Raw genomic sequence first — 17145 nt, 5'->3', positions numbered from 1 at the left:
GCTAGGTCGCTTCTGACAATCGTCTTGGAAAGGCGATGACGTCGGTCAGGCCGGCGTCGCGGCCGCCCGCATCCGGTGCGCCCGCACCTTCGCGCGGTTGCCGCAGCGCTGCATCGAGCACCAGCGACGGTTGTTCGCACGTGAGTCGTCGAGGAAGACGTGGGTGCAGTCATCCGCTTCACAGCTTCGGATGCGGTCGGTGCCGTGCAAAGTGAACTGTCGCACGGCGTCGCGCGCGATGCTCGACAGCGCCTGCGCCACCTTAACCCTGGTGGCGCCGGCCCGGCGGCGGCCCCCGGCGAGCACCGGCGGCACGTCCGGGGTGGCGGCGAAGAGGTTGATGGTGTCGACGTCGTCGCGAGCCGGCGACTGCCCACTGCTGATCGATTCGGCGGCGCGCGCGATGGCTGAGCGGAGGAGTACGGCGTCGCGCAGGTCGCGATCCGCGACCGTCTTCTCAAGGTGCGCGTAGCGCGCCGACACCCACTCAAGCAGGTCGGCAGGAGACGCGAACTGCTCACGCACATCGACGCCGACGAGGGCGAAATCGAGGCTGAGCGCACCTGAGTCGAAGTGCCAACGGGAGCCGTCCGGGTTGGCGAGCCACTGTCCAGTTGTCATGTAACCAACATACTGGGTTACGGATGCTCGGCCCTCGCCCAGCCTCGCCGCGTAGCGTGGCATCCCCACGACGACGGCTCAATGACCCCAGAAGGAACCCCATGCGCATTGCCATCATCGGCGGCCACGGCAAGATCGCCCGCCACCTCACCCCCCTCCTCACGACGGCCGGCCACAGCGTGAGCTCGATCATCCGAAACCCCGACCACGCTTCCGAACTCGAAGGCCTCGGCGCGACCCCCGTCGTCGCCGACATCGAACAGCTCGACATCGATGGTCTCGCGGGGGTGCTCACGGGGCACGATGCGATCGTCTGGACTGCCGGCGCCGGCGGCGGCGACCCCGCGCGCACCACAGCAGTCGACCGGGATGCCGCCATCCGCTCGGTCACCGCGGCAGATCGGGCCGGGGTCACGCGCTATGTGATGGTGTCGTACTTCGGCGCGGGCGTGCGCCACAACGTACCGAAGGAGAACTCCTTCTTCGCGTACGCCGAGGCCAAGGCCGCAGCCGACGAGGCACTGCGTGCGAGCGCCCTCGCATGGACGATCCTCCAGCCGAGCGCGCTGACGGATGATTCCGCCGCGGGGAGCATTGACACGAATGCCAACGAGGCCACAAACGTGAGCCGTGAGGATGTCGCGCGCGTGATCGCCGCGACCCTCGCCGACGGATCGACGGCGCACCGCAGCATCCGCTTCAACAGCGGGTCGACACCGATCGCCGAAGCGATCAAGGGCTGACGCCGGGGCGGCCCTTGAACTCGTCCATCGATCGGTAGACGCCGAACCAGCGGCCGCCGACCGTGTCCCACACGCGGGTCGGCAGCACACCGCGCATCACCTTGGACAGGTTCACCGACCAGGGCAGCAGCAGCATCGGACGGCCAGCGAGCATCGCCGACCATGCCCGGCGCACGGCATAGTCGGGGGCCATGAGCGGGGTGAGCAGCGGGCCGCGGGCGCCCTCGAACATGCCCGTGCGGATGTAGCTCGGCGCGAACGTCGTCACCTTGACGTGACGGTGCCCCGCCTTTTCGAGTTCGAGGCGCACCGAGTCGCTCCAGCCGATCACAGCCCACTTCGAGGCGGCGTAGACGGCCATGCGCGGGTTGGAGAGCGTACCGGCGGCCGACGCAATGTTGAGGATGCGGCACTCCCGGCCCGACGCGATCATGCCCGGCAAAAACTCCCGAGTGATGTGCATGGGTGCGAGCGCGTTGACGCGCATCGTGAGCTCCGTGTCGCGCGCTGAGTCCTGCTCCCAAAACCACGCGCTGCGCACGACGCCCGCGTTGTTGATGAGCACGGTGGGCACGCCGACCTCGGCGAGCACCCGCGCCGCGGCATCCCGGATCTCGTCGAGGCTCGACACGTCGACCCTCGCGGCGTGCACCTTGACACCGGATGCCTCGAGCTCGGGCACGACGCGGGCGAGCCCCTCCTCATCGACGTCCCAGAGCACGAGGCTGGCGGCGCCCTCGGCGGCGGCCCGCCTCGCGTAGAGCAGTCCCATGCCCATGGCGGCCCCAGTGATGAGCACGATCGCGCCTTCGACGGTCTTCATAGGCCGACGGTAGCGGATGAGCGGGAGGTCACGCGGGGTGCGCCTCGAACCCGAAGCGTTCGCCCTGCTCCCAGGCTTCGCTGTTGTTGCCATAGGAGGGGAGCCCGCCGGCGTCTCTAAGCATTCGCGCGAGGTGCATGAGGTTCCACGTCATGAAGGTGAGGCTGCGGTTGGTGAAGTCGTTGGCCGGGCCGTGCGCCTCCGGGTCAAGATAGCTCGGCCCTGGCCCGACCTCGCCGATCCAGCCCGCCTCGGCGCCGGGCGGGATCGTATAGCCGATGTGTTGGAGGCTGTAGAGGATCTCCCGAGCAGCGTTCTTGACGCCGTCTTCGTTGCCCGTGATGAGGGCGCCGGCCGTCTTGCCGTAGAAGATGTACTGGCCTTTGGCGTTGAGCTCAGACCCCATGGCGTAGAGCCGCTCGATGAGTTGTCTCGCGGTCGACGACACCTCACCGAGCCAGATCGGGCTTCCGACCACCAGGATGTCGGCGGCCTGCACTCTCGGCCACAACTCCTCCGCCCAGGCATCCCGATCCCAGCCATACTCGCGCATGTCGGGGTAGACCCCGGTGGCGACGTCGAAGTCGGCAAAACGGATGCTGTCGACGGTCACACCCTGCGCCCGCATGAGGGCGATGCTGCGATCCATGAGCCCCTGCGTGTGGCTCTGCTCTGGGCTGCGTTTGAGCGTGCAGTTGATGAACATGGCGCTGAGATCGCGGTACTTCGCCGGGGGAATAGCCTGCCCTGCCGCTGGGTTCGACCCGGTGGCACTACTCGATTTCGTCTCGTCAGTCATGCCGCGAATGCTACGCCGAGGCACCATCAGGTCCCAGTGTGAATGTCAGTGTTCTGGGCTAGCGTTGGCGCCACGCACACCCCGGAGGGCACCATGAAGGCAATAGTCGACGGCACCGTCATTGCAGAGGCGGATGCATCCGAGCTCATCTCGATCGAGGGCAACTGGTACTTTCCGCCCTCGAGCCTCACGGGCGGGCACCTCACCGAAAGCCCGACCCCGTACACGTGCCCGTGGAAGGGTGAGTGCCAGTACTTCACCGTGACGGTCGGCGACACCGTGGTGACCGATGGTGCCTTCAGTTACCCCCACCCCTATCCGGGTGCTGCCGAGCGGGTCGGCCGGGATTTCGCGGGATACCTCGCGTTTTGGAAGAGTGTCGAGGTCGTCGAGTGATTTCCGCCGCATGATCGAGTTCACGTCCGTCTCCAAACGATTCGGTGACGGGCCCCTCGTCATCGACAACTTCAGCCTTGTCATCCCCGCCCACAAGACGACCGTGCTTGTGGGGTCATCCGGATGCGGCAAGACCACCCTTCTACGCATGATCAACCGCATGGTCGACCCCACGTCGGGCCGCATCGAGATCGACGGCACCAGTGTGCTCGATCGCGAGCCGGTGGCGCTGCGGCGCAGCATCGGCTATGTCATGCAGAATGCGGGCCTGCTCCCCCACCTCAAGGTCGTCGACAACGTCGCGACCGTGCCGCGGCTCAGCGGCACGCCGAAGAAGGTCGCCCGTAAGCGTGCCCTCGAGCTGCTCGACACTGTTGGGCTCGACCGCGCCCTCGCCGGTCGCTACCCCGCACAGCTTTCGGGCGGCCAGCAGCAGCGCGTCGGTGTGGCGCGCGGTCTCGCCGCCAACCCGAACATCCTGCTCATGGATGAGCCGTTCGGGGCGGTCGACCCCATCGTGCGCGCCGAGTTGCAGCAGGAGACGATCCGGCTCCAGCGTGAGCTCGACAAGACGGTCGTGTTCGTGACCCACGACATCGATGAGGCGTTTCTGCTCGGCGACCAGGTCGTCATCCTCGAGAAGGGGGCCCGCATCGCCCAGGCTGGCAGCCCGAGCGAGATCATCGAGAACCCGGCAAGCGAGTTTGTGGCGAGCTTCGTCGGGGTCGATCGCGGCAAGCGTGCCCTCTCGATCAAGACCACCGCGCAGGGGCCCGTGCTCGTTGATGACGCCGGCCGCACCCAGGGCGTGCTCGTCGAGGATGCGGCACGCCCCGCTGCACCGACCGCCGCGGAGGGCGCCCGCTCGTGAGCTGGGTGCTCGACAACCTCGATCTCATCGGCAGGCTGTCGATCGAACACCTGCGCCTCAGCGTCGGGCCCATCCTTTTTGGTCTGCTCGTGTCGCTCCCCATCGGGTGGTCGGCGCACCGATTCCGCCCCGCCCGCGGGGTGCTGCTCACGGTGGCTGGGCTGCTCTACACGATCCCGTCGCTCGCACTCTTCGTCATCATCCCGCCCATTCTCGGCATCAGCTATCTCAGCGAGCTCAATGTGACGATCGCGATGACCGTCTTTGTTGTCGCGATCATGGCGCGCTCGGTCGCTGATGCGCTCGATTCAGTCGACCCGGCTGTGCGCCAGTCGGCGACCGCGATGGGGTATGGGCCGTGGCGGCGATTCTTCGCGGTGGAGTTTCCCCTCGCCGGCCCTGTCATTCTCTCTGGGCTGCGGGTCGCGGCGGCGAGCACCGTGAGTCTCGTCACCGTCGGCATCCTTATCGGTGTCGAAAGCCTCGGCTACCTCTTTACGAACGGCTACCAGCGACGCATCGTGCCCGAAATTCTCGCCGGTGTCGTCATGGTCATGGTCATCGCGCTGCTCATCGACCTTGTGCTGGTGATGGCCGGGCGGATGCTGCTGCCGTGGGCCGCGCTCGCGAGGGCCTCGAAGGGCGGCGCAGCGTGAACCTCATCATGGAGGCCTTCGCCTGGATTTTTGCGCCCGAACGTTTCGAGGGCCAGAACGCGATCCCCATCCGACTCGCGGAACACCTGTACTACACGGGCTTCTCGCTCCTCATCGCGGCGATCATCGCCATCCCGCTCGGCTACTTGATCGGCCACACCGGTCGAGGTAGGGAGCTTGCGATCGGCCTTTCGGGTGCCGCCCGCGCGCTGCCGTCGTTTGGTCTCATCCTGCTGCTGGTGCTCGTGATCGGGGTGACGAATAAGCCGCTCGCCGCATTCGCGGCGTTTATTGTGCTCGCGGTGCCGTCGATTCTCGCGGGCGCCTACGCGGGGTTTGAGGCGATCGACCGGCGCGTGATCGACGCAGCCCGCGCCGTGGGCATGACCGAGTGGCAGATTCTGTGGCGGGTCGAGGTGCCGCTCGGGCTGCCGCTGCTTGTCGGCGGGCTCCGTGCGGCGGCGCTGCAGATCGTGGCGACGGCAACGCTCGCCGCTTATATCGGGCTCGGCGGGCTCGGCTACTACATTTTCCGTGGCCTGCCACTCGGCCGCTACGACGAGATGCTCGGCGCCTCCCTTCTTATCGCTGTGCTCGCCATCGTCATTGATGGCATCCTCGCCCTGCTCCAGCGCATCATCGTGCCTCACGGTGTCGCTGCCGGGCGCACCCCCAGTCTCCGTGCGGCGCCAGCCCGGCGCCGCACGGTGGTGGAATCCCCCACCGCCTAGAACGATTGAAGGAACAACATGTTCACACCGAGGAACAAGGGCCGGCTCGCACTTGGCGTAGCCGTGGTCGGGGCGGCATTGGCCCTGTCAGGGTGCGCATCAGGTGATCCCCTGGCCACAGATGACGAGGCGGCAAGCGGTGACGCGATCGTCATTGGCTCGCAGACCTACTTCTCCAACGAGATCATCGCCGAAATCTACGCTCAGGCCCTTGAGGGCGCCGGCTTCGAGGTCGAGCGACAGTTCAACATCGGTCAGCGCGACGCGTACCTGCCGTCACTGGAGAACGGTGATGTCGACCTCTTTCCCGAGTACACGGGCAACCTGTTGCAGTTCTATGACACGGAGACCACGGCGACCGGGAGCGACGAGGTATATGCGGAGCTCCAGGAGGTGCTGCCAGAGGGCCTCACGGTGCTCGAGCAGTCGCCAGCGACCGACCAGGATTCGTACAACGTCACCGCCGAGTTCGCCGAAGCGAACGGGCTTTCGAGCCTCGCCGACCTTGCCGACGTGAGCGAAGAACTCACCCTCGGCGGCGCGCCCGAGCTGGAGGAGCGCCCCTACGGCCCCACCGGCCTCGCGGACACGTACGGCGTGACGGTCGGCTTTGTCGCGACGGGCGACACGACGGTCGATGACCTGCTTGCCGGCACGATCAATATTGCGAACGTCTACAGCGCCGACCCGCGCATTCAGACCGAAGATCTCGTCACGCTCGACGACCCAGAAGGGCTCCTTCTCGCGTCGAACGTTGTGCCGCTGGTGAACGAGGAAATCGCGGATGAGATTGCTGACGTGATCAATGCGGTCAGCGCCGCCCTCACGCCGGAGGGTCTCGTCGCTCTGGGCGTCGAGTCGACGGTCGATGAGCGCTCCTCTGACGACATCGCCGCCGACTGGCTCGCCGAGAACGGGATACTCGGCTAGCCCTGACCCATGTCGCCGACTGGGCCGACGAGCACACGCCAGACCCAGTCGGCGGCGGTCGCGGCGGAGGGGAGTGGCTCGCGCTTGAGCCACGCCTCGATGACGCCGAGTGCCGAACCGGCGATCCCGGCCGAGACGATGTCGACCGGGAGCCCTTCGAATCCTGGCGCTCCAACGCGGGTGATGGTTTCCCGCACGATGCTGTGGATGCGCTCGCGCAGTCGGGCCGCGACAACGGTCGACCCGCTGGCGCCGAGCACGCGCCGATAGAGTTCCGCATTCTCTTCAAGATGCTCAAAGTAGGAGTGCAGCGCGGCGGGCGGGCCGTCGAGCGGGCCTACCAGTTCGGGAAGGCTGGCACCCGCGTCGCCGGCTGCCGTGTCGAGCGCATCGAGGAGGAGAGTCTCTTTGTCGGAGTAGTGCTGGTAGAACGTGCTGCGGTTCACGTTCGCCTGCGCCACGATGTCACTCACCGTGATGGCGTCGAGCGGGCGCTCCCGCGCGAGCTTAAGCAGCGCCGCCTGGAGGCTCCGGAGCGTGCGCTCGGTTCTGACATCCATTCTCCGATTCTGTCAGCGTTCCCGAACGTTCTCTGCAAATTGTCCGCCAACTGTCGGATTTCCGACAGGTGTCGTTTAGTCTGGGTTCGGCCCACTGTCGTGCCTCCGTTTCCGCTGTCATGAAAGGCACCTCCGTGGCCAACTTGCTCTACCGTCTCGGCCGGTTTTCCGCACGTCGCGCGTGGACGATCATCGTCTCGTGGCTCGCCGTGCTCGCGATTGCGGGCGGCTCCTACCTCGCCTTCGGCGGCACCCTCGCCTCGAACCTCAGCATTCCTGGCACAGAAACAGAACGGGTGAGCGAGCAGCTGACCGAGCGTTTGTCTGGGCTCGGCGGCGCCACCGCATCCGCCGTCTTCCAGTCCGAAGACGGATCGGCGATCACCGAAGATCAGCAGGCCGAAATCAGCGAACTCCTCGCTGGCCTCGTGGACATCGACGGTGTGGACTCCATCGTTGACCCGTTCGCCACCGAAGCGGAACGTGCGGAGCAGGAGCAGGAGATTGCCGACGGGCTCGCCCAGCTCAGCGAGGCCGAAACGCAGGCTGAGGCCGCCCAGGCTCAGATTGATGCGGGCCAAGCACAGCTCGACGCCGCAATCGCCGAGGCCCAGTCCGCCGGATACTACGAGGCCACCAAAGCCGAGTTCGACGCGCAGCAGGCCCAGCTCGACGCCGGAATTGCGGAACTCGAAGCAGGTCAGGCCGAGATCGCCGAAGGCCGTGAACAGATCGAGCTCGGCCAAACGCTGCTCGAATATGCCGAAGAGCTTCGCACCGTCTCAACCGATGAGGCCACCGCGCTCGGAGTCATCACCTTCGAGGGCGACCTCTACTCCCTCTCGGACGAGCTCAAAGATGAGACTGCCGCCGCCCTCGACAATGCCGACATCGATGGCATCCAGATCGACTACTCCTCCACTATCGCCACCTCGGTCAGCAATCTTCTCGGCATCGGCGAACTCATCGGCTTCATGCTCGCGGCGATCGTGCTCGTCATCATGCTCCGGTCGTTGCTGCCCGCCACGCTCCCCCTCATCTCGTCGCTGATCGGCGTTGGGGTTGGGGTCGCCGGCACGCTCGCCTTCTCAGGGGTTACCGAGATGACCTCGGTCACCCCAATCCTCGGCGTCATGCTCGGCCTCGCGGTCGGGATCGACTACTCGCTGTTCATCATCAACCGCCACCGCAAGCAGCTCAAGACGGGCATGGACGTCCACGAGTCGATCGGGCTCGCCAACGGCACCTCCGGCAACGCCGTCGTCTTCGCCGGCGCCACGGTGCTCATCGCCCTGCTCGCGCTCAACATCACGGGCATCCCATTCCTCGGCGTCATGGGCACGGTCGGTGCGATCTGCGTGCTCGTCGCCGTGTTCATCGCGGTGAGCCTCACCCCGGCACTCCTGGGGCTGGCCGGCAACCGTGTGCTCTCGCGCAAGGAACGCGCGACCGTTGGCCAGGCCGAGCATGCTGAGCCGAGCATCCGGCCCATGCGCACGTCGCGTGCGGTCGCCGGGGCGGCCCTCGCCATTATCGGCTTGCTCATCATCGCTATTCCGGCGCTCTCGCTGCGGCTCGGGCTGCCAGACGGCTCAAGCGAACCAGAGGATTCGACGCAGTACCGCAGCTACATGGTGGTCGCTGACGAGTTCGGCGAAGGGCAGAACGGCGCCATTCTCGCGGTCGCTGAACTGCCCGAGGCTGTCAGCGAAGACGAGGTGCTCGCTACGCAGGTGGAGCTCGCCAGTGTGCTGATGGATCAGACGGATGTTGTCGCTGTCGCCCCCGTCGGCGTCTCGGATGAGCGCGATTACTTCGCGTTCCAGGTGATCCCGAGCGAGGGCCCGACGAGCGAGTCGACCGAAGCGCTCGTGCACAATCTGCGTGCGCTCTCACCCCTCGACGGCGGCATTGAGCTCGGCATTGCTGGCACGGCGAGCGGCAACATCGATATCTCGGAGAAGTTGCAAGACGTCTTGCCGCTCTACCTCTCTGTTGTGATCGGGCTTTCACTGCTGATCATGATCGTGGTGTTCCGCTCCCTCCTCGTGCCGTTGATTGCGACGGCCGGGTTTGTGCTGTCACTCTTCGCCGCCCTCGGCGCCGTCACCGCCGTGTACCAGTGGGGTTGGCTCGGGGCGCTGTTCGGCGTGACCAACCCTGGCCCGGTGCTGAACTTTGCGCCGCTCATCATCATGGGTGTGCTCTTCGGCCTCGCGATGGACTACCAGTTGTTCCTCGCCTCGGGCATGCGTGAGGCGTACGTGCACGGCATGCCGGCGCGCGCCGCCGTCGTCGCGGGCAGACGCAACGCCCGCGCCGTCGTCACCGCAGCGGCGATCATCATGATCGCGGTCTTCGGCGGCTTCGTGTTCTCGCATCTGTCGATGGTGCGCCCGCTCGGCTTCGGCCTCGCGATCGGGGTGCTCTTCGACGCGTTTGTCGTGCGACTGGTTCTTGTGCCTGCACTTCTGCACCTCGTCGGCGATAAGGCGTGGTGGCTGCCGAAGTGGCTCGACCGCATCCTGCCGAACGCCGATGTCGAGGGTGCGTCGCTCGAGCGCAGCCACCCCGTTGCGGGCGCGAAGCAGCCGGCGGTCGACCCGGCAAAGTAGCGCGGCGCAGCGCCCGTCGCCAGCTCGCGTGCGGCGGCTCAGGCGGGGCAGTTCAGCTGCGTGCGCGTGGTCGCGTCGCCGCGGCGAACATCATGCTCAGACATGGGGTGCGTGCAGACGGGGCAGGTCGGGTTGGCCGGGGGCACATACGCCGCCTCCGGCCGACCGATGCCGACCTGCGCTGGGCCAGTGAAGGTGTAGACGACGCGGTTCACGCGATTCCAGAACCCCGCCTTGCCCTTGAAGGGGTTCTCGAGTCTGGTCATCGGTTCCATGAAGCCATCGTCTCAGATCAGGATGCTGCTGGGTTCAGGATGCTGCTGGGTTCAGGAGCGCAATCACGCGGCGCATCACGGCCGGCGTCGAATCCGCTCTTGCACTCCGGCGTCTTCGCCGTGAAGCGCCGTGAAGTCGTCCAGCTGTCGTCGCGCCGTGCGAATCGACCTGACGCCAACGCCGATTATCGCCAGCCAGAGAAGGATGAGGATCCAGTACAGCACCCGATCTGCTGCCAAAAGCAGCGCCGCGATGTTGAAGGCGATGATCACCGCACCACACCCGATATAGAACACACCGATCGCCCGCGTTCGCTCGATCGCCTGCCGCTCCATCGTGAGACCCATGCCTCGACGATACCGCTCAGCCCTGGGCCTCTCCCGGCGCCGGCGCCACCTCACGCCGACGGCGCTTCGCCTCGAGCAGCTTCATGTCGGCCCGCGCGAGACACTCGTCGAAATCGGCGCCATCGGGCCAGGCGGCGATGCCATACGACCAGGGCACGGGGCTGCCCGCGCTCAAACGGTGAAGCAGTGTGTCTGCAGCATCCGGTTCAACCCGCGAGAAGATGAGCGCGAACTCGTCGCCGCCCAGCCGCACCACAAGGTCGTCGCTGCGCAGCCCCGCGACCCAGTGGTCCGCGAGATCGCGCAGCACTTGGTCGCCGTCGGCGTGGCCGCGTTCGTCGTTGATGTTCTTGAAATCGTCGACATCGATCAGCGCGATGCTGCGGTAGACGAGCGGGGCGCCGGATGCGCGCCGCACCCGGGTGAGCGCATACAGCCCGCGGCGGTTCATGACCCCCGTGAGCGGATCGATGAGTGACTGCTGTTCCAGCGCCGCCACAAGAACCTGGATGACGACCACCACGACCACGCAGAGCACCGCGATGGTCACCCACGCCGACGCCAGCGCCGGGCTGAACCGTCCACCAACGACGAGCGCGACCGAACCGGCCACGACGATGTACACGACAACGAATCCGGCCATGCGTCGGGAACCCCAGAACCCGGCATACACCCCGGTGGCGATCAGCCCGACGAGCAACGAGACGGCACCGGCATCCGTCGGCGAAGCGCTCACGAGCACCGCCGCGATCGCAATGTGCACCATCAGCTCGGCCCAGAGCACCCAGGCTGGGGTGTGCGCGCGCAACACCGCGAGCACGGCCAACATGGCCACCCCGATGAGCACGGCGGCGGCCTTCAGCGTGACGTTGTGGTCAGGATGCGCCGGAAAGATAAGCCCGACAATGAGGAGAATGACAGCAACACTCTGGGCGAGCATTAACGTCCAGACTGGGCCGGGCAAGCCGAACTTGTGCACCCTCACGAGGGGACGCTCCGCGAAAGATCGGACGAGCTCGGCCACGCCACGATTCTATGGCGAGGCGTCGCGTGCGTTACTGCTGCGTGCGATCAAACATCACGCGGTGGAGCAGGCCCGCAATGATCGCGCCAACAATGGGGAAGACGATGAACACCCAGAGCTGGGCGAGCGGTTCGGTGCCGCCGTAGACCGCGGCAGCGATGGAGCGGGCGGGGTTGACCGAGGTGTTGTCGATCGGGATTGTCACCAGGTGGATCAGGGTGAGGGTGAGCCCGATGGCAAGACCGGCGAGCGCGGGATTGCCGCGCGTGGGGTGGGTGACACCGAGGATGACGAGCACGAACACCCCGGTGAACACGAGCTCGACACCGATCGCGCCGCCGATTCCGAACCCGCCGGGCGAGAGTTCGCCCCATCCATTGCTCGCGAACCCGCCATCGCGGGCCGACTGGAACCAGCCGTCAGCGGATGACCCGATCAGCGCGATCACGCTCGTTGCGACGACACCGCCCACCACCTGCGCGGCGATGTAGGCGGCGCTGCTGCGCCACGGGAAGCGCCCTGCCGCTGCCAGCCCGAGGGTCACGGCAGGATTGAAGTGTCCACCCGAGATGGGCCCGAACGCGTAGGCACCCGCGACCACGGTGAGCCCGAACGCCAACGAGACACCGACGAAGCCGATGCCGAGGGAGGTGCCGTTGTCGCTGACGCCGAAGTTTGCGGCGAACACGGCGGAGCCGACACCGCCGAGCACGAGGAGGAACGTGCCAAAAAACTCCGCCAACAGCACGGCAGAAGTCGACGGTGCTTTGGCCGTCGACCCTGGAGTGTGTTCGAGCGGCGTCGGTTCGACAGCGGGTTCGGGGCGTGGATCAGTCATCTCGTGCTCCCTCGTGCAGTGGCTCAGTGCGTGTGATTCCCGTGAGTGCTCGTCGACGTGCCGATGTTCAGGGAATGTCTACTCCTGCGGGTCGGGGCGGTCAATACCCTGGAATTCAGAGCCCGGGCGCAGGGAGCGATGACACGATTCCGTCAGCCTCGCCTCGCTGCGTCAATGGCGCGAGCACAACCAGGCCGACTGCCACGGTGCACATAGATAATCGCCGCACTCACCTTCGCACCAGCGACGGCATTTACCTAGCCCTCGCGTTTGCTCTTGCCAACGGCACGCGATTGATACGCCACCGAGCCCATGAGGGCCACCGCTGTCAGCCCACTGCCAAGACAGGTGAGCAGCTTTGCTACCGGATCTTCAACCCACACGAGCGCAACGATGAATACGCAAGCGCTGATGAACAGCAACACCAGTAGCAGAATGAGGCGATTTCGCATTTTACTTACTCCAGTTCCTAACACGTGTTGATTGTGTCTCCAACGGAGTACACAACGCCGCTGTGAAAACTCGAGATCTGTAAATCAAGAATCGAGCCGCGTGTTACAGTTATTTCAGATAGGGAGATCTCGTGATCGAAACACTTGAGAACGACCGTGTTGACTCAAAGGAAATCGAGCGCCTACTCGGCGCCGCTGCGGAGCTTCCCGCGTCCAGCGAGCTTCGCGGCATCGTCACGCGCATGCTAACCGCCTTGAACAACGGCATACCCGTCGGCGTGTTCGAGCAGGACAAGGAGCTGACGCCGAACGACGTCGCCACACTCATCAACGTCAGCCGACCCCACGTGATGAAGCTGATCCGCTTGGATCTTCTCGCCGCTCACCAGAACGGCGCGCACTACAAGATCAAGTACTCGGACATCGTGGACTACATCGAGCGTCGCGACGCCGCTAATAAGGATGTCGCTGATTCGGTTAAGCGCGTGCGCCGCGGTCCATCGTTCACACTGACCGACAACGAGCAGGCCCTCCTCGACGACATGTAACGGTCGTCTACGCGGCGCGCCCTTCGAGGAGGCGAAGCTGGTCGAGCAGGCCCTGCGCGACCGGCTCCACCGCCTCGCAGTGACCACAGATGGGCAGTGCCGCGTCTTCGCCTTTGGTCAGTACATACGCTCCACCGCACAGAGCGACGACAGCGTCGCCCTCGACGAAACCGCGGACCTGGTCGTCCGAGGTGAACCAATGACGGTGGGTCGGTGGCACCGGCGGCCCGGGGAACCCTGAACCCGATTCGTCGATCTCCGCCAGAAGTTGAGCGAGACGCGCGTGCGTGACCATCACGCCGAGGACCAGCTCACTTCCCTTCGAGTACGCGACGGTACGCAGACCCTCATCGGGTTGCAGGAAGCACGCCGCAGTCGACAGGATGTCTCGGACGTCTTGATTACCGTCGCTCAAACTGACGACGATGTCGATGTCGCTGTTCGTCGTGTGCGCGTCCGCAGCATCCTCAGCAGCTTCTTCGTGCACGATGTTCACCGAGTACGACACCGTCGGATACTTCGTCTCCGCGTCCCAGTGCGGCGGCGACACGAGCTCCACGTTCGCCTTTGTTTCTACCGATTTGCGGATGCCTTCGATGACCTGAAGGTACACGAGGGTCTCGGTGTGGGTGCGGTCAAGGCGTTCGGCCTCCGCCTTCTTCATCTTGTGGTCGATGGAAGTGGGCTCCCAGACATTGGTCTTCGGGGGCTTCGACTTCGACGTTGACTTCTCACGCTTCAAGGCGGTTGCGACCTGGCTGTGGAATGCGTTGTGCGGGGCGGCGTAAATGAGCCAGGGGTCGCCGTCGTCGTCCAGAATGACTGCGCCGCGCCATCCGGCCCCGATATGGGAACGGACTTCGTAGACCGTGCTGCCGAACGCCTTTGTCGCTTCATGGTGCCGATCAGGCGTCGCGCCGTTCTCGAAGCGTGCATTCGCATCCGTCAGCAGCTTGTGCTCGATGGATAGGAAATCCAGCTCCGCCAAAGCCTTCGTCCGCGCATGCCCGCCCAATGCGAGCGCAGAATCCAAATCGTCAAGGATCGACGGGTCGGCGAACTGCTCGCGCTCAAGCAGCTTCCGCAGGAGGCGAATGGTGGGGCGAACAGGTCTCATCGCTTCCAGTGTATGAGCCCGCGCCGACACGGTGACGGGGTTGGGCAAAGAACTCAGGCCGGCCGGGCGAAGGGCTGAGTAGCGCGCCAACCGATGCTGGCCCGGTTCTGATTCGAACCGGGGCAACGTCGTGTTCAGGGTCTAGTCGACAAGCGCCGATCCACTCGGGAACGATCCGAGGCGTGCGCATTGGGGCAAGGGCCCTGACGGGTGGCCGCTGGCCCGACCGGTCGAGGTCGCCACCGTGCTCGCTGCATCGATTTACTGAAGGAAGTCACCCGATTGCGTGAAAGGGCCCGGGGTGGAGGTTTCACGGAATTGAAAAGCGCTGATCAGAGGCAGGTTACCTCGAGGCGTGCGCAACTCATTCCAGGCTAAGGACGATTCCTTTCAAGTGCCGCTTGCGAACTTCGTGTCACCTTTCCAGATCGCTTTCAATCACTGCCGCCAGTCGCGCCCGCGAGCGCGTTGCGACACCAGCGATCAACCAGGCGGGAGCGAACGGAAGCAGCCAAAGCAAGGTGCTCCACTGGGGAACCAGAATGGCCACCAAGATGGGCGCGGCCGCGAATACCACGGTCAATGCGAAAAGGACGTTGGAGATCACGAAGATCCGGGCAGACTCCATGTTCTTCATCCTGTCAGCCGCCCGCCGAAAAGGGCGGGGCCGTAGTCGCTTGCGCGTGGCCCACGCGCTGGCAGCAAGCGGTCTGACCACGCTCGAACGAGGATATTTCTATTCAGATGGCGGAGCTACTGCTGTCGCTCTCTGAATCCTGTTCAAGTGTCAGCGACTCGTTGTGCTTTGCCGCGGTTGTCTTGCGATGTGCCCACAACGCAATGCAGCCATGCGTGACAAACATGATGATGCCAATTCCGATGGCGGTAACACCGTTGAGTTCGGTCGTTCTCTCGACAATCAATCCGAAGATGAGGATTACAACTCCGGCGGCGGCGGCAACGATGGACCACTTCCGCCTCGACGCGTAGAGGAGGGACGGCTGGATCTCGACGGGATCAGACATGGGCGATTGTCCTCATAATCCATCGAGCTTGACAGATCTGCCGGCGTCTCGATGGTAATCTCGCTCAACGAGCGACAATCTAGGTCGGGCCGCACGTCACGGTCACTCATCCCGTTTCACGCACCGCACAGTCCTTTCCATGTGACCAGCGTCCGAGCTGAAAATGTTGTAGCAGCCGGGTAGGCTCCGGCCATGGAACCCATGGGAATCCCTTATAGCTGGTTCTGGGGTGTGGGTGCTGTTCTGATCGCCATCGCTCTGACTTCTGCGGCGCAGGGAAACGTCTGGCTGTTCGCCTCGCTCGTCCTTGCCGGGGCGGCGATGTTGATTCTGGGGTTCGTGGAGCGGCACAGAGGAGGCCGACTTTTCTGAGTCAAGAGGGCTTTCTCCGACTCGGCCGACACGCTCATCTTGGGTCGGCCAGGAACCGGATCAGGCTAGCGGCATCTCAGCCAAATCGTAGGCCGGTCAGATGTTCCAGAGCGGTCGGTACTGCGAATCTGAAGGGACTCCTTGTGAGTTGGGACACCGAAGCCGACGCCGCAGGTCCGAGGCTGCGACTGTGGAGCGGCGCCGACAGTCCGCCATCGATCTCCGATGGAACCGACAGGCGCAGTCGGTGGCCCCTCGCGAGTGATCCTCTCCTCAATCGCACCAGACACCCGACGAAGACGGCAGCTCCCTGCAAGTCGGGCCTGTACCCTGCCAATGCTCGTCGACGTAATCGCAAATGTTATCCGTCTTCGTGGCCGAGGTAGATGCGAATAACAAGGACTAAAGTCAGCACAAACCCGATGGCACAAATGATGAGTGAAAACCATTCGCCGCTGGGCCACTTGGTTGACGCAGCCTGCACGGCGGACAGGATTGCGCCGACCGCGAACCCGACCAGCACGACCCACTCAATCGCTAGTCGCCAATTGTTTCTGGACGGGTTGGTGTCCACGGCACTTCACCTCAGCACTCGCACACAGAATCAGAACGCGCGTAAACCCACTATGCGTTGGTGGTGGCGCCGACCATACGAAGCCGAATCTACCGTGCCCGTCGCTTCCGCCGCGCGGAGACAATCACCACGATCGCCAATGCCAGTGCGCCAAGGTACCCGACAATCACCATTGGCCAGAACTGGATGATGACTCCCAGCGTGGCGAAAAGGAAGAGGCCCGCGATACCGACGATGCCGATCCACCGGTCTCGTTCTTCAGTTGAAGTCACGTTCGTTTCCAATCAGCATGTGAGGGCAGCGGATGCCAAGGCTATGCCCACGCCCACAAACCCTACTCCTAGGACCACAGCCGCTACTGGTGTCGGCGCGCCGCCGCTCGCAACACTGGCTGCTCCTCCTGCATAGAGCGCGTACTCAAAGAGACCTACCGTTATAGCTGCCCCAGCCAGAGCCAAGGCGCAGTCTTTAGTTATCAGACCTGACGAGTCAGCGGCACCGATCGGGTTGCACGCGGCGTACGAGTACGGGTTGGCTTCCTGCCCACTCGGGTCAAACTGGGTGAATCGCCCCAGACTGGCGTCGTAGTAGCGAGCGCCGAGCTTGTAGAGCCCTGCCGCGCTGTCGTAGTAGCCGCTGATGTAGCGCAGGCTGTTTGTCGATGGCGCAGTTCCGGTGGCAGTGCTCCGCGCTTCACCGTACGGGCTGTACGAATACCCGCCGAGCCATCCTCCTGGGGTGGAGAACATCCCGATGACGCTGCCCTGGTGATCGGTGACGTAGTAGTACCGAGACCCGCCGCCGAGGCGGTTCGCGAGCGCTTCCCC

The 17145-nt window shown here is 64.7% G+C and carries 24 protein-coding genes; 9 read left to right on the top strand and 15 right to left on the bottom strand.

Translation table 11 applies throughout. From position 1 onward, the window contains the following. Window positions 1–45 precede the first annotated feature (45 nt). Entirely contained in the window at window positions 46–621 is a 576-nt protein-coding gene (locus ACY48M_RS12250; protein WP_462820576.1) for a CGNR zinc finger domain-containing protein, read from the bottom strand. A 101-nt stretch (window positions 622–722) separates the two neighbouring features. Here ACY48M_RS12250 and ACY48M_RS12245 point away from each other — a divergent pair, with 101 nt between their 5' ends. Continuing rightward, window positions 723–1364 carry an SDR family oxidoreductase gene (locus ACY48M_RS12245; RefSeq protein WP_462820575.1) on the top strand — a complete coding sequence of 214 codons (642 nt, stop codon included), beginning with the start codon at window positions 723–725 and terminating at the stop codon, window positions 1362–1364. Here ACY48M_RS12245 and ACY48M_RS12240 read toward each other — a convergent pair. Further along, window positions 1354–2187 carry an SDR family NAD(P)-dependent oxidoreductase gene (locus tag ACY48M_RS12240; RefSeq protein ID WP_462820574.1) on the bottom strand — a complete coding sequence of 278 codons (834 nt, stop codon included), beginning with the start codon at window positions 2185–2187 and terminating at the stop codon, window positions 1354–1356. The genes ACY48M_RS12245 and ACY48M_RS12240 overlap by 11 nt on opposite strands. Window positions 2188–2215: 28 nt before the next feature. Then, window positions 2216–2986 (bottom strand): flavodoxin family protein, encoded by a 771-nt coding sequence (locus tag ACY48M_RS12235; RefSeq protein WP_462820573.1) that lies wholly within the window; start codon window positions 2984–2986, stop codon window positions 2216–2218. Between the two features lie 93 nt (window positions 2987–3079). On the opposite strand from ACY48M_RS12235, the gene ACY48M_RS12230 reads away from it, so the two are divergent. Genes ACY48M_RS12230 through ACY48M_RS12210 form a run of 5 tightly spaced genes read left to right on the top strand, consistent with a single transcriptional unit; the run spans window position 3080 to window position 6570 of the window. Further along, a complete protein-coding gene (locus ACY48M_RS12230; protein ID WP_462820572.1) occupies window positions 3080–3382 on the top strand; it encodes a DUF427 domain-containing protein in 303 nt (100 codons plus the stop codon). 10 nt (window positions 3383–3392) lie between these two features. After that, window positions 3393–4253, top strand: a complete 861-nt coding sequence (locus ACY48M_RS12225; RefSeq protein WP_462820571.1) for an ABC transporter ATP-binding protein — start codon at window positions 3393–3395, stop codon at window positions 4251–4253. After that, the gene (locus ACY48M_RS12220; RefSeq protein WP_462820570.1) at window positions 4250–4909 is read left to right on the top strand and encodes an ABC transporter permease; all 660 of its coding nucleotides are present in this window, start codon (window positions 4250–4252) and stop codon (window positions 4907–4909) included. Before ACY48M_RS12225 ends, ACY48M_RS12220 begins: the two co-directional genes overlap by 4 nt. Then, window positions 4906–5640 (top strand): ABC transporter permease, encoded by a 735-nt coding sequence (locus ACY48M_RS12215; protein WP_462820711.1) that lies wholly within the window; start codon window positions 4906–4908, stop codon window positions 5638–5640. Before ACY48M_RS12220 ends, ACY48M_RS12215 begins: the two co-directional genes overlap by 4 nt. An 18-nt stretch (window positions 5641–5658) precedes the next feature. Continuing rightward, window positions 5659–6570: an ABC transporter substrate-binding protein gene (locus tag ACY48M_RS12210; protein WP_462820569.1), complete on the top strand. Its 912-nt coding sequence runs from the start codon at window positions 5659–5661 to the stop codon at window positions 6568–6570. Here the strand turns inward: ACY48M_RS12210 and ACY48M_RS12205 are convergent. Further along, window positions 6567–7130 carry a TetR/AcrR family transcriptional regulator gene (locus tag ACY48M_RS12205; RefSeq protein ID WP_462820568.1) on the bottom strand — a complete coding sequence of 188 codons (564 nt, stop codon included), beginning with the start codon at window positions 7128–7130 and terminating at the stop codon, window positions 6567–6569. The two genes, ACY48M_RS12210 and ACY48M_RS12205, sit on opposite strands and share 4 nt — an antisense overlap. A gap of 134 nt (window positions 7131–7264) precedes the next feature. Here ACY48M_RS12205 and ACY48M_RS12200 point away from each other — a divergent pair, with 134 nt between their 5' ends. Beyond that, a complete protein-coding gene (locus ACY48M_RS12200) occupies window positions 7265–9745 on the top strand; it encodes an MMPL family transporter (protein WP_462820567.1) in 2481 nt (826 codons plus the stop codon). A gap of 38 nt (window positions 9746–9783) precedes the next feature. On the opposite strand, the gene ACY48M_RS12195 is transcribed toward ACY48M_RS12200, so the two are convergent. The 5 genes from ACY48M_RS12195 to ACY48M_RS12175 all read right to left on the bottom strand — a co-directional run bounded on the left by ACY48M_RS12195 (window position 9784) and on the right by ACY48M_RS12175 (window position 12682). Beyond that, window positions 9784–10020 (bottom strand): hypothetical protein, encoded by a 237-nt coding sequence (locus tag ACY48M_RS12195; protein ID WP_462820566.1) that lies wholly within the window; start codon window positions 10018–10020, stop codon window positions 9784–9786. Between the two features lie 75 nt (window positions 10021–10095). Beyond that, window positions 10096–10368, bottom strand: coding sequence for a hypothetical protein (locus ACY48M_RS12190; protein WP_462820565.1), 273 nt, complete (start codon window positions 10366–10368; stop codon window positions 10096–10098). 16 nt (window positions 10369–10384) lie between these two features. Further along, the gene (locus ACY48M_RS12185) at window positions 10385–11392 is read right to left on the bottom strand and encodes a sensor domain-containing diguanylate cyclase (protein WP_462820564.1); all 1008 of its coding nucleotides are present in this window, start codon (window positions 11390–11392) and stop codon (window positions 10385–10387) included. A gap of 31 nt (window positions 11393–11423) precedes the next feature. Then, window positions 11424–12230 carry an aquaporin Z gene (gene aqpZ / locus ACY48M_RS12180; RefSeq protein ID WP_462820563.1) on the bottom strand — a complete coding sequence of 269 codons (807 nt, stop codon included), beginning with the start codon at window positions 12228–12230 and terminating at the stop codon, window positions 11424–11426. Between the two features lie 257 nt (window positions 12231–12487). Then, window positions 12488–12682 (bottom strand): hypothetical protein, encoded by a 195-nt coding sequence (locus ACY48M_RS12175; protein ID WP_462820562.1) that lies wholly within the window; start codon window positions 12680–12682, stop codon window positions 12488–12490. 131 nt (window positions 12683–12813) lie between these two features. Here ACY48M_RS12175 and ACY48M_RS12170 point away from each other — a divergent pair, with 131 nt between their 5' ends. Beyond that, entirely contained in the window at window positions 12814–13230 is a 417-nt protein-coding gene (locus ACY48M_RS12170) for a helix-turn-helix domain-containing protein (protein ID WP_462820561.1), read from the top strand. A 7-nt stretch (window positions 13231–13237) separates the two neighbouring features. On the opposite strand, the gene ACY48M_RS12165 is transcribed toward ACY48M_RS12170, so the two are convergent. From ACY48M_RS12165 to ACY48M_RS12155, 3 genes are all read right to left on the bottom strand, one after another. Beyond that, window positions 13238–14347 carry a DUF3039 domain-containing protein gene (locus ACY48M_RS12165; RefSeq protein WP_462820560.1) on the bottom strand — a complete coding sequence of 370 codons (1110 nt, stop codon included), beginning with the start codon at window positions 14345–14347 and terminating at the stop codon, window positions 13238–13240. Between the two features lie 415 nt (window positions 14348–14762). Continuing rightward, a complete protein-coding gene (locus tag ACY48M_RS12160) occupies window positions 14763–14975 on the bottom strand; it encodes a hypothetical protein (RefSeq protein WP_462820559.1) in 213 nt (70 codons plus the stop codon). Window positions 14976–15087: 112 nt separating this feature from the next. Beyond that, window positions 15088–15372, bottom strand: a complete 285-nt coding sequence (locus tag ACY48M_RS12155) for a hypothetical protein (protein WP_462820558.1) — start codon at window positions 15370–15372, stop codon at window positions 15088–15090. Window positions 15373–15564: 192 nt separating this feature from the next. Here ACY48M_RS12155 and ACY48M_RS12150 point away from each other — a divergent pair, with 192 nt between their 5' ends. Further along, entirely contained in the window at window positions 15565–15744 is a 180-nt protein-coding gene (locus ACY48M_RS12150; protein WP_462820557.1) for a hypothetical protein, read from the top strand. Window positions 15745–16105: 361 nt separating this feature from the next. Here the strand turns inward: ACY48M_RS12150 and ACY48M_RS12145 are convergent, their stop codons facing one another. The 3 genes from ACY48M_RS12145 to ACY48M_RS12135 all read right to left on the bottom strand — a co-directional run. Beyond that, the gene (locus ACY48M_RS12145; protein WP_462820556.1) at window positions 16106–16318 is read right to left on the bottom strand and encodes a hypothetical protein; all 213 of its coding nucleotides are present in this window, start codon (window positions 16316–16318) and stop codon (window positions 16106–16108) included. Window positions 16319–16407: 89 nt separating this feature from the next. After that, entirely contained in the window at window positions 16408–16590 is a 183-nt protein-coding gene (locus ACY48M_RS12140) for a hypothetical protein (RefSeq protein WP_462820555.1), read from the bottom strand. A 12-nt stretch (window positions 16591–16602) separates the two neighbouring features. After that, window positions 16603–17145, bottom strand: a 543-nt coding sequence (locus ACY48M_RS12135; protein ID WP_462820554.1) for an RHS repeat-associated core domain-containing protein, incomplete at its 5' end; no start/stop codon positions are given.

The organism is Homoserinimonas flava (assembly GCF_054969005.1).
The sequence above is the reverse complement of the archived record's forward strand: the minus strand, read 5'-3'. Positions and strand labels throughout refer to the sequence as shown.

What these genes read in the sequence shown, in the direction of transcription:
- ACY48M_RS12235 (WP_462820573.1), bottom strand. Translation starts at nt 2,986, where the DNA reads ATGACTGACGAGACGAAATCGAGTAGTGCCACCGGGTCGAACCCAGCG.
- ACY48M_RS12155 (WP_462820558.1), bottom strand. Translation starts at nt 15,372, where the DNA reads ATGTCTGATCCCGTCGAGATCCAGCCGTCCCTCCTCTACGCGTCGAGG.
- ACY48M_RS12210 (WP_462820569.1), top strand. Translation starts at nt 5,659, where the DNA reads ATGTTCACACCGAGGAACAAGGGCCGGCTCGCACTTGGCGTAGCCGTG.
- aqpZ (WP_462820563.1), bottom strand. Translation starts at nt 12,230, where the DNA reads ATGACTGATCCACGCCCCGAACCCGCTGTCGAACCGACGCCGCTCGAA.
- ACY48M_RS12230 (WP_462820572.1), top strand. Translation starts at nt 3,080, where the DNA reads ATGAAGGCAATAGTCGACGGCACCGTCATTGCAGAGGCGGATGCATCC.
- ACY48M_RS12225 (WP_462820571.1), top strand. Translation starts at nt 3,393, where the DNA reads ATGATCGAGTTCACGTCCGTCTCCAAACGATTCGGTGACGGGCCCCTC.
- ACY48M_RS12150 (WP_462820557.1), top strand. Translation starts at nt 15,565, where the DNA reads ATGGAACCCATGGGAATCCCTTATAGCTGGTTCTGGGGTGTGGGTGCT.
- ACY48M_RS12205 (WP_462820568.1), bottom strand. Translation starts at nt 7,130, where the DNA reads ATGGATGTCAGAACCGAGCGCACGCTCCGGAGCCTCCAGGCGGCGCTG.
- ACY48M_RS12195 (WP_462820566.1), bottom strand. Translation starts at nt 10,020, where the DNA reads ATGGAACCGATGACCAGACTCGAGAACCCCTTCAAGGGCAAGGCGGGG.
- ACY48M_RS12245 (WP_462820575.1), top strand. Translation starts at nt 723, where the DNA reads ATGCGCATTGCCATCATCGGCGGCCACGGCAAGATCGCCCGCCACCTC.
- ACY48M_RS12240 (WP_462820574.1), bottom strand. Translation starts at nt 2,187, where the DNA reads ATGAAGACCGTCGAAGGCGCGATCGTGCTCATCACTGGGGCCGCCATG.
- ACY48M_RS12250 (WP_462820576.1), bottom strand. Translation starts at nt 621, where the DNA reads ATGACAACTGGACAGTGGCTCGCCAACCCGGACGGCTCCCGTTGGCAC.
- ACY48M_RS12175 (WP_462820562.1), bottom strand. Translation starts at nt 12,682, where the DNA reads ATGCGAAATCGCCTCATTCTGCTACTGGTGTTGCTGTTCATCAGCGCT.
- ACY48M_RS12160 (WP_462820559.1), bottom strand. Translation starts at nt 14,975, where the DNA reads ATGGAGTCTGCCCGGATCTTCGTGATCTCCAACGTCCTTTTCGCATTG.
- ACY48M_RS12190 (WP_462820565.1), bottom strand. Translation starts at nt 10,368, where the DNA reads ATGGGTCTCACGATGGAGCGGCAGGCGATCGAGCGAACGCGGGCGATC.
- ACY48M_RS12165 (WP_462820560.1), bottom strand. Translation starts at nt 14,347, where the DNA reads ATGAGACCTGTTCGCCCCACCATTCGCCTCCTGCGGAAGCTGCTTGAG.